The organism is Kitasatospora sp. NPDC048296 (genome assembly GCF_043201815.1).
GTDB lineage: Bacteria > Actinomycetota > Actinomycetes > Streptomycetales > Streptomycetaceae > Kitasatospora.
Genome location: NZ_JBICZB010000075.1, coordinates 23,548 through 35,945 on the forward strand (window position 1 = coordinate 23,548; position 12,398 = coordinate 35,945).

Below are 12,398 nucleotides of genomic sequence, written 5' to 3' on the forward strand. Positions count from 1 at the left end.
CGGATAGACTGCTCCCATGCCTCGCGAAGCACCACACCCGGACACCCTGGAACTCGCCGCCGACCTGCGCACCGCCCTCGGCAGCCTGGTCCGCTCCCTGCGCGACAGCGACGAACTGCCACCGAACCAGGCCGCCGTCCTCGGCCTGCTGGTCCGCTACGAACGCTCCTACACCGTCGCCGAACTCGCCGAACGCCGGCGCGTGCGCCACCAGTCGATGGCCCGCACCGTCGCCCTGATGAGCGAGGCCGGACTGGTCGCCCAGCAGCCCCACCCCACCGACGGCCGCAAGCAGCTGATCGCCGCGACCGAGGCCGGCCACACCGCCCTGCTCGACCAGCGGGCCCGTCGCGAGCACCACATCGCGACCGCCATCGAGTCCCGCCTCACCGCCGAGGAACGGGCCCAGCTGCGCGCGAGCGTCGAGCTGCTACACCGCCTGAGCTGACCCCACCGGCTCCGGCCGCTGCGCCGGGACCGCCGGCTGCTCCAGCGAGGGCAGCTCGACGTGCTCGCTCAGCCCGAAGCGCTTGTGCAGCCGCTTCAGCGGGGCCGGCGCCCACCAGTTGAACTCGCCGAACAGGCTCATCGCGGCGGGTACCAGCAGGCAGCGCACCAGGGTGGCGTCCACCGCGACCGCCACCGCCAGCGCGATGCCCATCTGCTTGACCATGAGCATGTCCCCGGCCGCGAAGCCCGCGAAAACGATCACCATCAGCAACGCCGCCGAGGTGATGATCCGACCGCTGCGCTGGACGCCCAGCTCCACCGCCCGGGTACAGCTGTGCCCGCGCTGGTGCAGCTCCTTGATCCGGGCGAGCAGGAACACCTCGTAGTCCATCGACAACCCGAAGGCGAAGGCGAAGACCAGCACCGGGATGAAGGTCTCCAGCCCGCCGGTCGGGCTGAAGCCGAGCAGCCCGCTGAACCACCCGTCCTGGAACACCAGGGTCAGCGCGCCGAGCGAGGCGCCCAGCGAGAGCAGGTTCATCAGCAGCGCCTTGACCGGCATCACCAGCGAGCCGGTCATCAGGAACAGCAGCACCAGCGTCCCGGCCGCGACCAGGCCCAGCGCCCACGGCCCGCGCGACAGCAGCTCGTCCTTGAAGTCCACCACCGAGGCCGCGCCGCCGGTCACATAGGTCTTCAGCCCGCCCCGGTCGGCCCGGAGCTCGTCCACCACCTGCTTGGCCGTGGCGCCCTGCGGGTCGCCGTGCACCAGGACGTCCACGGTGGACACCTTGTCGCCCACCGGGGCCACCGCCCGCACCCCGCTCACCCCGGGGAGCTTGGCGACCACGTCGTCCGCGTACGCCTGGGCGACCTGGGCGCCGCCCTCGACCACCACGGTGATCGGCGCGGCCGCGACCTGCGGGAAGCGGTGGTCGACGGTCTCGGCGACCTGCCGCCCGGCCGAGGAGGCGGGCAGCACGGCGGCGCCGGAGCTGCGCATCTCGGCATGGAGGAACGGCGCCCCGGCCGCCATCAGCACCGCCACGCAGGCGAGCGCGACGAGCACCGCCCGCTTGCGGACCCGGCGGACGGTCCGGCTGAAGAAGCCCTCGTCCGGCACGGGCGCGGCGGGCGCCTTGATCCGGGAGCCGGCGAAGCCGAGCAGCGCGGGGACCAGGGTCAGCGCGGCCGCGACCGCGATCACCACCACGCTCACCCCGGCCGCGGCGACCGCGCCGAGCACCGGGCTGGTGAAGACGAACAGACCGGACAGTGCGACGGCGACGGTCAGTCCGGAGAAGGCGACGGTGCGGCCGGCGGTCGCGGCGGTGCGTTCGACGGCGGCGGCGATGCCCGCGCCGTGGCCGCGTTCCTCGCGGAAACGGTTCACCATCAGCAGGGCGTAGTCGATCGAGAGCCCGAGCCCCAGCACGGTGGCGATCGGCAGCACGCTGGTGTCGATGTCCATGATCTGGCTGAACCCGAACATGGCCAGCAGCGCCCCGCCGATCGAGGCGATGGCGCCGATCAACGGCAGCGAGGCGGCGGCCAGGCCGCCGAAGACCAGCACCATGACGACCAGGGTGAGCGGCAGGGTCACCATCTCGCCGAAGCGGGTGTCGCTCTCGGTCTGCTTCTTGACCTCCTGCTGGAGCACCAGGTCCCCGCCGACGGTCACGTGCGCCCCGTCGGCGCCGTTCAGCGCGGCCAGCCGGTGGGTGACGGCGTCGGTCTGCGCGGAGGTCGAGGTGGCGGCCATCCGTACGGTGACCAGGCTCGCCGTCCCGTCGGTGGCGCGCAGCGCGGCCTGGGCCGGGTCGGAGCCGTAGGCGTCCTGCGCGGAGGAGACCCCGGGCAGGGCGGCGATCTCGGTGACGGCCTTCTCGACGGCGGCTCGTACGGCCGGGTCGTCGACCGGTTTGCCGTCCACCACCGCGGTCACGGTGCCCTTGACCGGATCGGCCGCGGCGACCACGGCGCTGCCCCGGTCCGCTTCGGCGGTCGCGGAGGAGGCTCCGGCCACCGAGCCCTCGAAGACCCGTCCCCCGATCAGGACCCCGACGACCAGGACGACGGCCCAGAAGCCGAGGACCCAGCGGCGGTGGCGGAAACAAAACCGGCCGATCGCGGCGAGCCGGCCGTCGACCACTGCGGTGGGGGCGGAGGAGCGGTTGCGCATGAAGGAGCCTTTCGGGCAGCTCCACTCAATGTAGGTGCATCCAGAAGTCCGGCCTATAGCAGGGCAATGAGCCTCATCTCACACTTCTCTACACATAAACCACACATAAGTCAAAGCGGAAAACGAAGAGCCGGTGAACAGTCACCGAAAAACGCCGGCGAGGACGTGGACAGGCACACGGGGCACACGGGGCACACGGGCGAACAGGCACGCGAACACGCGAACAGTCGCGGAAAAACCAACGGGCCCCACCCGGAAATCCGGGTGGGGCCCGTTGCCTAGCTGTCAGCTAGCGGGGACGAGAGCCTCAGCTCTGGCCACCGGCCAGCTTCTCGCGCAGGGCGGCCAGGGCCTCGTCGGAGGCCAGGGCGCCCGAGCCCTCGTCGCTGCTGGACGAGTAGGAGCCACCGGCAGCGGCGGCGACGGCGTCGCCACCCTCGGCAGCGGCCTCGGCGTCGGCCTCGCGGCTCTTGATGACCTGGGCCTGGTGCTGCTCGAAGCGGGACTGCGCCTCGGCGTACTGGCGCTCCCACTCCTCACGCTGCTTCTCGAAGCCGGGCAGCCAGTCGTTCGCCTCGGGGTCGAAGCCCTCCGGGTAGATGTAGTTGCCCTGGTCGTCGTAGGAGGCAGCCATGCCGTACAGGGTCGGGTCGAACTCGACCTCGGCCGGGTTGGCACCCAGGGCCTCGTTGGCCTGCTTCAGCGACAGGCTGATGCGACGACGCTCGAGGTCGATGTCGATGACCTTGACGAAGATCTCGTCGCCGACCTGGACGACCTGCTCCGGGATCTCGACGTGGCGCTCGGCCAGCTCGGAGATGTGGACCAGACCCTCGATGCCCTCGTCCACGCGGACGAACGCACCGAACGGAACCAGCTTGGTGACCTTACCCGGAACGACCTGGCCGATCTGGTGGGTACGGGCGAACTGCTGCCACGGGTCCTCCTGGGTCGCCTTCAGCGACAGGGAGACGCGCTCGCGGTCCATGTCAACGTCGAGAACCTCGACGGTGACCTCCTGGCCGACCTCGACAACCTCGGACGGGTGGTCGATGTGCTTCCAGGACAGCTCGGAGACGTGCACCAGGCCGTCGACGCCACCCAGGTCCACGAAGGCACCGAAGTTGACGATCGAGGAGACGACGCCGGAGCGCACCTGGCCCTTCTGCAGGGTGGTGAGGAAGGTCTGGCGGACCTCGCTCTGGGTCTGCTCCAGCCAGGCACGGCGGGACAGGACCACGTTGTTGCGGTTCTTGTCCAGCTCGATGATCTTGGCCTCGAGCTCCTTGCCCACGTAGGGCTGGAGGTCGCGGACGCGACGCATCTCGACGAGCGAGGCCGGGAGGAAGCCACGGAGGCCGATGTCGAGGATGAGACCACCCTTGACGACCTCGATGACGGTACCGGTGACGATGCCGTCCTCTTCCTTGATCTTCTCGATCGTGCCCCAGGCACGCTCGTACTGAGCGCGCTTCTTGGACAGGATGAGACGACCCTCCTTGTCCTCCTTCTGGAGAACCAGGGCCTCGATGTTGTCGCCCACGGCGACGACCTCGTGCGGGTCGACGTCGTGCTTGATCGAGAGCTCGCGGGACGGGATGACGCCCTCGGTCTTGTAACCGATGTCGAGGAGAACCTCGTCACGGTCGACCTTCACGATGACGCCCTCGACGATGTCGCCATCGTTGAAGTACTTGATGGTCTCGTCGATGGCGGCGAGGAAGGCCTCCGCGTCGCCGATGTCGTTGACCGCGACCTGCGGGGTGGTGCTGAGGGAGGAGTCGGTGGGGCTCGTCATTAGGAAAAGGGCTCCGGTACGGACATGAAAGTCGTAGGTAATGCCACGCGGAGGGCCCGTATCGCTCCCACCGAAAGCCGGACAGCCAAGAACACGGCACACCGGGAATCTCGTCCAACGAGAACCGGCGTCCGTCTTGCGACCGTGGGGTCTTCGACAGATGCGAGCGCGACCTGCTCCGTCCGAGGCGCGCAGGCCCGCAGCGCAACTTGTAGCATACGGGGACGGCCAGGCACGGTCAACGCCAGAAGAGGCAAGACGGTGGAGCCCGGTACGGATCAGGCCATATCCTCCGATTGCGCACCTCGCGGTGGCGCCCGAAGGGGCCCTGTCCCCGGATGCCACCGCCAGGATCCGGTCCAAAATCGGGCCGGTTCGCGGCAGCGGCGCTTCCGCACTCCATACCCTACGCGATGGGCATTGTCACCGTGGCCACCACCCCCCAGTCGAACCTGCACGATCTTGACACCTCCCCCGCAGGGGTCGAGGAGGAGGACGGCGACGACGCGGTGCGGCGCACGGCCGGCGTCGGGGAGAGCAGCCGGGCCAGCCGGCACTGGTGGGACCGCAACGCCGACGAGTACCAGGACGAGCACGGCGAGTTCCTCGGCGACGACCGCTTCACCTGGTGCCCCGAAGGTCTCGACGAGGCCGACGCCCGACTGCTCGGCGAGGTCGCGGGCAAGGACGTGCTGGAGATCGGCGCCGGCGCCGCCCAGTGCTCCCGCTGGCTGGCCGCCCGGGGCGCCCGCCCGGTCGCCCTGGACATCTCCTACCGCCAGCTCCAGCACTCCCGCCGGATCGACCTCGGCCGCGGCGCCGAGCCCGTCCCGGTCGTCCAGGCCGACGCCGCCGTGCTGCCCTTCGCGGACGCGTCCTTCGACCTCGCCTGCTCCGCCTACGGCGCCGTCCCGTTCAGCGCCGACACCGACCGGCTGATGCGCGAGGTGCACCGGGTGCTGCGGCCCGGCGGGCGCTGGGTGTTCTCGGTGACCCACCCGATCCGCTGGGCCTTCCCGGACGAGCCCGGCGTCGAGGGCCTCACTGCGATGTCCTCCTACTTCGACCGCACCCCGTACGTCGAGCAGGACGAGCAGGGCCGCGCCACCTACGTCGAGCACCACCGCACCCTGGGCGACCGGGTGCGTGAACTCGTCGGCGCCGGCTTCCGGTTGATCGACCTGGTCGAGCCCGAGTGGCCGGCCGGCCTGGAGCAGGAATGGGGTGGCTGGTCCCCGCTGCGCGGACGGCTGATCCCGGGCACGGCGATCTTCGTCACCGAGCGGGGCTGAGCCTGTTGCACCCGGCCTGGCGCGACCTGCCCGTCCGCACCGCCCTGCCCGCCCTGCACGACGCGCTGGAGGAGCACGGCACCGCCGTCCTCGCCGCGCCGCCCGGCACCGGCAAGACCACGCTGGTGCCGCTCGCCCTGGCCGGGCTGCTCTCCGACGGCCACCCGGTGCGGCGCGTGGTGGTCGCCGAACCGCGCCGGCTCGCCGTCCGGGCCGCCGCCCGGCGGATGGCCTGGCTGCTCGGCGAGACCGTCGGCGGCCGGGTCGGCTACACCGTGCGCGGGGATCGTAAGGTCGGCCCCTCGACGGTCGTCGAGGTGGTCACCACCGGGGTGCTGCTGCAACGGCTGCAGCGCGACCAGGAGCTGCCCGGGGTCGACGTGGTCGTCCTGGACGAATGCCACGAACGACACCTGGACGCCGACACGGCCCTCGCCTTCCTGCTGGACGTCCGGGCGGCACTGCGGCCCGAACTGCGACTGGTCTGCGCGTCGGCCACCTCCGACACCGCGGCCTGGGCCGAACTGCTCGGTGGCGCACCGGTGGTGGAGGCGCACGGGGTGTCCCACCCGGTCGACGTGGTCTGGGCGCCGCCGCCGCGCGCCGTCCGGCCCGCCCACGGGACCCGGGTCGACCCGGCGCTGCTCGACCACGTCGCCGCGACCGTGCGCCGGGCGCTCGCCGAACAGGCGGGAGACGTGCTCTGCTTCCTGCCCGGCGTCGGCGAGATCGCCCGCGTCGCCGGGCAGTTGGCGGGAGTGGCGGCCGAGGTCCTGCAACTCCACGGCCGCGCCCCGCAGGCCGTCCAGGACGCCGCCCTCACCCCGTCCACCTCGCGTCGGGTGGTGCTCGCCACCGCCGTCGCCGAGTCCTCGCTCACCGTGCCCGGCGTCAGGATCGTGGTGGACGCCGGACTCGCCCGCGAACCCCGCACCGACCACGCCCGTGGCCTGGCCGGCCTCGTCACCGTCCGGGCCTCGCTCGCCGCCGCCCGACAGCGCGCGGGGCGCGCGGGGCGCGAAGCCCCCGGCACCGTGTACCGCTGCTGGCACGAGGCCGAGGACGCCCGCGCCGCCCGCTTCCCCACCCCCGAGATCGCCCTCGCCGACCTCACCTCCTTTGCTCTCCAGGCCGCCTGCTGGGGCGACCCGGACGCCACCGGCCTCGCTCTGCCCGACGCCCCGCCCACCGGGGCGATGGCCGCAGCCCGGCAGACCCTGTTCGCCCTCGGCGCGGTGGACGCCGACGGCCGGGCCACCCCGCGCGGCGTCCGCCTCGCCCGCACCGGGCTGCATCCCCGGCTCGCCCGCGCCCTGGTCGACGGCGCGGCAGCGGTCGGCGCGCGGCGAGCGGCGGAGGTGGTCGCCCTGCTCTCCGAGGAACCACCGCGCGCCCTCGGCGACGACCTCGGCGCGGTGTGGCGGCTGGTCCGTTCCTCCGGTGACCCCTACGCCGGACGCTGGCGCGAAGAGGTCCGCCGACTGCTGCGTGCCACCTCCGACGAACCCGCCACCGCACTGCCCGACCCGACCGCCGCCGGCCTCGTCGTCGCCCTGGCGTTCCCGGAGCGCATCGCCCGCGCCCGGGTCGACAAGCCCGCCCCCGGCGAGCGCAGCCCGTACCTGATGGCCTCCGGGACGGCTGCCGAACTCGCCCCGGACACCCGACTCGGCGCCCTGCCCTGGCTCGCCGTCGCGGTCGCCGATCGCCCGGCCGGCTCGCACTCCGCCCGTATCCTGCACGCCGCCGCCCTTGATGAGGACACCGCCCACCAAGCGGGTACGGCGATGCTCACCGCCCGCGAAGAGGTCCACTGGGACACCCGGCGAGGTGAAGTCGTCTCCCGCCAGGTCGAATCCCTCGGCGCCATCGAACTCGCCGAGAAGCCCCTCAACCGCCCCGACCCCGCCCTCGTCCGGACTGCTCTGTTGGACGGCCTCACCCGCGAGGGCGTCAGCACCCTACTGACCTTCCCGTCCGGCCTACGCGAACGCCTCGCCTTCCTCCACACCGCGATCGGCAACCCCTGGCCCGACGTCAGCGACACCGCGTTGCTCGACCGCGCCGAAGAATGGCTGGAGCCCGAACTCTCCCGTGCCCGCCGCCGCGCCGACCTCGCCCGCATCGACACCACGGCCGCCCTGCAACGCCTGCTCCCCTGGGTCACCGGCGAGGCGGGCCGCCTGGACGAACTCGCCCCCGAACGCATCACCGTGCCGTCCGGCTCGAAGATACGAGTCGACTACACCACCGAACGCCCGGTGCTGGCCGTCAAGTTGCAGGAACTCTTCGGTTGGACCACTACCCCCACTCTGGCCGCCGGCCGTGTCCCACTGACCATCCACCTGCTCTCCCCCGCCGGCCGGCCCGCCGCCGTCACCGGCGACCTGGCGTCGTTCTGGCGCGAGGGCTACCGGGCCGTCCGCGCCGACCTCAGAGGCCGCTACCCCCGCCACCCCTGGCCCGAGGACCCGACGACAGCCGAACCCACCCGCCGCACCAACACCCGGAAGTAGCGGGGGCGTTCCTAGAGGATCGGCTCGCAGCCGATCGCCTTGCCGCCGGCGGTGAGGAACTGCCGTACCAGGCCCTCCTGGTCGGGGAACAACCGGCTCCTGAAGGACGAGTCGAACCCGCCCGTGACGGTGAAGTAGACGTCCTTGCCCCGGCAGGTGGCGATGAGTGTCCCGTACGCGACCGACTGGGCCCGTCCGACGAAGCCCGAGTTGTCGTGCAGCCGTCTGGCCACGGTGGTGGTCTGCGGCTCGGTCGTGATCGCGAAAACCTGCGGGGTCAGGGACGACGAGCGATCGGCGATCGTGCACGACCAGATCGGGTCCGAGGCTGTGGTGGCCCGCTGCCGGAAGGTCACCGGGCTGCTCGGGATGCTCGGGTCCTTGGCTGGGGCGAACCCGGGCAGTCCGCACAGGTTCGCCCAGTCCGGGTCCGTCTCGGCCCCCTTCGCCGACAGGCTCTTCGGTACCGCGAGGTTCCGGTCCCCGCACGCGCGTGCCTTGGCCACCGCGTTGGCGAACGACACGGCCAAGCGGGCACGTTCCTCGTCGTGGCCCTGCTCGTCGGCGGTGTGCACCTCGGCCCGCACCCCCTTGGAGCAGCCCTCGGGAAGCACGGCCCAGGCCGCCTCCGGGGTGACCGAGCCGCCGGGAAACAGCCGGGCGTCCGATGCGGCCCACTCGCCCGGGCCCTCATCGGTGCCGCGGCGGATGGTGAACCACATGGTCTTCTCGGTAGTCCCGAACAGACCGGACTTGACGATGGCGATGCAGCTCCCGGTGAAGTTCTTCGTCGGCTCGTATCCCGCCGTGGCGTCACTGACCCGCCCGGGACCCAGGAGATCGTGCACCAGATCCGCCGAAGCAGCTCCGTCGCAGACGCTGTCCGGTCCGCCGAGGTTCGTCAGCCGGTTCAGCGCGAACCACCCCGACCCGGCCAGGGCCAGGAAGACCGCCAGCACCACCGGCGGCAACCACCCCCGCCGGCCGTGCGTGGCGGACCCCGGGCGGTCGGGCGTCGCGGCGGGCTCGCCGACCGGCTCGTTCTTCTTCTCGGTCTCCACGGCGCTCACGCCCTACCGAACACGGTGCGGTAGGTGTTGTCGATCCCGGTGTTGTAGGCGCTCCCCGCGCTCCGCTTGAGCTGATCGGGGACGCTGCCGTCGCCGTCCAAGGCGAAGTGGTCGTATCCGGACTCGATCAGCTTGTAGTTGAGCATCGCGTCCAGTTGCTGCCGTCCGGCCGAGAAGTGGGAGCTCAGGTCGCCTTTGAGGTGGGTGTCGATCTCTCCCTTGGCGGAGTCCGCCCACATCGAGGTCCCGACGTCGACCAAGCGCTGCGCGGCGTCCCCGAACTCCGGAATCAGGCCCACGACCCCACCGATCGCGTGGTAGGTCATCTTCGCCTGCCAGTCCACGGTCTTGTTGTCGGCGTCCGCATGGTCGAGCGCCGCGTCGGCGAACACCGCGTCCAGCGCGCCGAGGGTCGAGGCGGAGTAGTGGACGAGGGACTCCAGTTGAGGCTTCGCTCGGCCCGTCACGTCGGGCGTCATGGCGTCGCGCCACTTCCGCTCGTGCAGCAGGTAGTCCAGGTTCCTGCTCTTCCCGGGGTCGAAGAAGTCCTTCGACGCCTCGGGGCTGCGGCTGAGCGCGTTCATCAGGCCGCCCACCGGGTCCGTCTGGAAGGGGCGACCGGTCCACTTCGGCCCCCAGAGGTCCTCGCCCTTGGCCGTGCTGCCGCGCTCGTGGTCGACCAGATCGTTGCCGACCTTGAGCAGGAACGCCTTGTCGAACGTTCCCTTGGCCCCCATCAAGGCGGTCAGCGCCGGGTAGTTGGTGTTGTACCCGTCGGCGCCGTCGCGGCGCCTGGCGGCGGCCAGCAGCCCGTCCTCCCAGTCCTTGCCCGTGCCGCCGTCGTGGGTGGCGGTGGCGAGGGACACGGACAGGCCGTCGAGGACGGCCTGGAAGTCGTGGGCGTGGCGCTTGCCGTGGGCGAGGCCGTCATAGATCCGGCCGTACTCCATCAGGGCGTCCTGACCGGTCTTGCCGTGGTGTTCGAGGCCGTTGATCAAGGTGGTGGCGAAGTCCTTGTTCCCCGCGTTGGCGGCCATGAGGTCCTGCAGCTTCTTCAGCTCCCGAGGGGTGAGGTCGTCGGCCTTGGCCAGCAGGTCCTTGGCCCGGTTGGCGTCGGCGACCGGGCCGCCGCCGTACGGGGCGGGGTTGAAGGACGTGGTGCTGCTACCGACATCGCCCCGGAGCGCACCGGCGGCCCGTTGGTCGGCGGCGGTGGCCTTCTCGACGGCCTTCGTCAGGCGGGTGAAGATGGCCTCGGCCTTGCCGTTGGTGCTGTTCAGATCGGTGGCTATCTGCCGGGCGGCCCCGGCCGAGGCACCGAGTTCGTACGGGCTGTCCAACCGGGTGGTCACCGGTCCGGGGGCCGGGTGGGACGGGGGCCTACCGGCACCGCCGGCCAGGACGAGCCTGCCGGGTGCCGAGCCCCCGTCGGTGCCGCCGGTTTGACCGGGAGCGGCGGCCGGGGCGACCGGACCGGTGATGAACTGCGGGCTGACCATGTGTGTGCGACTCCCCCTCAAGTGAAGAAAGTGCGAACCGCCGCAGCGGGAGGAGGCCACATCAGCGGCCTCCGTTTGCATGCTGACGCACTCTCAGGGGGGGCAGGTTGCGGAATCGTGGACGATCTCTGTCAAGGGTTCGTGAAGGGGCCGCGGGCCCGAACCGGGGGCCTTCCGGCCCAGACCTCATGCGAAAGGCCCCGCTGCCCCGTCGACGGGGTAGCGGGGCCTCGGGCAACTCGCAAGGCCCTTCAGCGCCCAGCTGTCAGTGCAGGGCGACCGCCGCGCCCGTTCGTTCGGTGGCGATCCTGGCGGCGAAGCCCGCCAGCGCGGTACCCACCACATAGCGGTGAAGGCGCTGCCAGAGCGGGTGCCGTGCGAAGAACCCGGCGACGGAGCCGGCCGTCACGATGAAGAACGCGTTGCCCGCGACCCCCACCGCGATCTGGGTCAGCCCCAACAGCAGCCCTTGCAGGCCGACATGGCCACGCGCCGGGTCGACGAACTGCGGCAGCAGCGAGATGTAGAGGATGGCCACCTTGGGATTCAGCAGGCAGGTGAGGAAGCCCATCAGGAAGAGCTTGCGGGACCCGTCCGGCGCCAACTCCTGAGTCGCGAAAGCGGATCGGCCGCCCGGCCGGACGGCCTTCCACGCCAGCCAGAGCAGGTAGCCCGCTCCGGCCAGCTTGATCGCCAAGTAGATCTCCGGCACCAGAGCGAAGACCGTGGCGATGCCGGCGGACACCGCGAAGAGGTAGACCAGGAAGCCGAGGAAGACCCCGGCCAGCGAGATCAGCCCCGCCCGACGGCCCTGGGTGATCGAGCGGGAGACCAGGTAGATCATGTTCGGCCCCGGTGTCAGCACCATGCCGAACTCCACCAACGCGATCCCCGCTATTGCTCCCAGCCCGATCACAGCACGACCTCCACACACGCGTTCGCCTGGGCGCAACCTAGCAGCTCACGCCCATGTGCGGCCCACCGCGCCGAAGAGAGCTACCAGTCAGCTCCTCAGCAGCCTTGCGCCGGAAGGTCACCCTTGCAGACGGCCACCACGAAGGCCTCCCAAGCGGGGACAGGGAAGACGAGAACCGGGCCCTGCGGGTCCTTGGAGTCACGCACGGGGACGAGGCCGGGGAATCCGGGGGCCACCTCGATGCAGTCTCCGCCGTTCGTACCGCTGTAGCTGCTCTTGCGCCAGCTGGCCGCGTTGAGAAGGGGTCGGCCGCGCCCTCGACGTCCTCGTGCGAGTGCTCCACGGCGAGTTCGACGGGCTGGTCCGGGTACTCCAGGCGGCTGACCATGAACGCGGCGCCCCCGATAGGCTCGCCGGATGTTCACAGTTCGTCGCGCCGACCAGTACGACGGGGACGTCCTCGGCGAGATCCACGCCGCATCCTGGGAGGCGGCTTACGCTCCGTTCTTCGATCCGGAGTTCGCCGCACATGCAACGATCCTGCTGGCCGAACACGACAGCCGCCCTCTGGCACTGTCCGTCTCGGCGGCGGGTGAATCGAGGACCACGGACGGCGGATCAAAAGCGAGCCGCTCTGCGATCTCTTGATCATTCTGGCTTCAGTGGTTCTGGAGT

At 71.2% G+C, this 12,398-nt stretch carries 10 protein-coding genes; 4 read left to right on the plus strand and 6 right to left on the minus strand.

What is annotated here, in order from left to right:
- Nucleotides 1-16 precede the first annotated feature (16 nt).
- Nucleotides 17-448, plus strand: a complete 432-nt coding sequence (locus ACGF12_RS31740; protein WP_393037724.1) for a MarR family winged helix-turn-helix transcriptional regulator — start codon at nt 17-19, stop codon at nt 446-448.
- On the opposite strand, the gene ACGF12_RS31745 is transcribed toward ACGF12_RS31740, so the two are convergent.
- Nucleotides 431-2,632, minus strand: a complete 2,202-nt coding sequence (locus tag ACGF12_RS31745; RefSeq protein WP_393037727.1) for an MMPL family transporter — start codon at nt 2,630-2,632, stop codon at nt 431-433. The genes ACGF12_RS31740 and ACGF12_RS31745 overlap by 18 nt on opposite strands.
- Nucleotides 2,633-2,939: 307 nt before the next feature.
- A complete protein-coding gene (rpsA, locus tag ACGF12_RS31750; RefSeq protein WP_153460312.1) occupies nt 2,940-4,430 on the minus strand; it encodes a 30S ribosomal protein S1 in 1,491 nt (496 codons plus the stop codon).
- A gap of 413 nt (nt 4,431-4,843) precedes the next feature.
- Between rpsA and ACGF12_RS31755 the strand changes: the two genes are divergently transcribed.
- Nucleotides 4,844-5,722 (plus strand): class I SAM-dependent methyltransferase, encoded by an 879-nt coding sequence (locus ACGF12_RS31755; RefSeq protein ID WP_393037731.1) that lies wholly within the window; start codon nt 4,844-4,846, stop codon nt 5,720-5,722.
- Nucleotides 5,650-8,238 (plus strand): ATP-dependent helicase HrpB, encoded by a 2,589-nt coding sequence (hrpB, locus tag ACGF12_RS31760; RefSeq protein ID WP_393037734.1) that lies wholly within the window; start codon nt 5,650-5,652, stop codon nt 8,236-8,238. The genes ACGF12_RS31755 and hrpB overlap by 73 nt, the downstream gene beginning before the upstream one ends.
- Before the next feature lie 11 nt (nt 8,239-8,249).
- On the opposite strand, the gene ACGF12_RS31765 is transcribed toward hrpB, so the two are convergent.
- The 4 genes from ACGF12_RS31765 to ACGF12_RS31780 all read right to left on the minus strand — a co-directional run bounded on the left by ACGF12_RS31765 (nt 8,250) and on the right by ACGF12_RS31780 (nt 12,148).
- Nucleotides 8,250-9,308, minus strand: coding sequence for a hypothetical protein (locus ACGF12_RS31765; RefSeq protein ID WP_393037737.1), 1,059 nt, complete (start codon nt 9,306-9,308; stop codon nt 8,250-8,252).
- The gene (locus tag ACGF12_RS31770) at nt 9,305-10,807 is read right to left on the minus strand and encodes a hypothetical protein (protein WP_393037740.1); all 1,503 of its coding nucleotides are present in this window, start codon (nt 10,805-10,807) and stop codon (nt 9,305-9,307) included. Before ACGF12_RS31770 ends, ACGF12_RS31765 begins: the two co-directional genes overlap by 4 nt.
- Before the next feature lie 265 nt (nt 10,808-11,072).
- Nucleotides 11,073-11,723 carry a LysE family translocator gene (locus ACGF12_RS31775; RefSeq protein WP_393037743.1) on the minus strand — a complete coding sequence of 217 codons (651 nt, stop codon included), beginning with the start codon at nt 11,721-11,723 and terminating at the stop codon, nt 11,073-11,075.
- Nucleotides 11,724-11,818: 95 nt separating this feature from the next.
- The gene (locus ACGF12_RS31780) at nt 11,819-12,148 is read right to left on the minus strand and encodes a DUF397 domain-containing protein (protein ID WP_393037746.1); all 330 of its coding nucleotides are present in this window, start codon (nt 12,146-12,148) and stop codon (nt 11,819-11,821) included.
- Between ACGF12_RS31780 and ACGF12_RS31785 the strand changes: the two genes are divergently transcribed.
- Nucleotides 12,141-12,371: a hypothetical protein gene (locus ACGF12_RS31785; RefSeq protein WP_393037749.1), complete on the plus strand. Its 231-nt coding sequence runs from the start codon at nt 12,141-12,143 to the stop codon at nt 12,369-12,371. The two genes, ACGF12_RS31780 and ACGF12_RS31785, sit on opposite strands and share 8 nt — an antisense overlap.
- Nucleotides 12,372-12,398: the final 27 nt, after the last annotated feature.

What these genes read in the sequence shown, in the direction of transcription:
- ACGF12_RS31740 (WP_393037724.1), top strand. Translation starts at nt 17, where the DNA reads ATGCCTCGCGAAGCACCACACCCGGACACCCTGGAACTCGCCGCCGAC.
- ACGF12_RS31745 (WP_393037727.1), bottom strand. Translation starts at nt 2,632, where the DNA reads ATGCGCAACCGCTCCTCCGCCCCCACCGCAGTGGTCGACGGCCGGCTC.
- rpsA (WP_153460312.1), bottom strand. Translation starts at nt 4,430, where the DNA reads ATGACGAGCCCCACCGACTCCTCCCTCAGCACCACCCCGCAGGTCGCG.
- ACGF12_RS31755 (WP_393037731.1), top strand. Translation starts at nt 4,844, where the DNA reads ATGGGCATTGTCACCGTGGCCACCACCCCCCAGTCGAACCTGCACGAT.
- hrpB (WP_393037734.1), top strand. Translation starts at nt 5,650, where the DNA reads ATGGGGTGGCTGGTCCCCGCTGCGCGGACGGCTGATCCCGGGCACGGC.
- ACGF12_RS31770 (WP_393037740.1), bottom strand. Translation starts at nt 10,807, where the DNA reads ATGGTCAGCCCGCAGTTCATCACCGGTCCGGTCGCCCCGGCCGCCGCT.
- ACGF12_RS31785 (WP_393037749.1), top strand. Translation starts at nt 12,141, where the DNA reads ATGTTCACAGTTCGTCGCGCCGACCAGTACGACGGGGACGTCCTCGGC.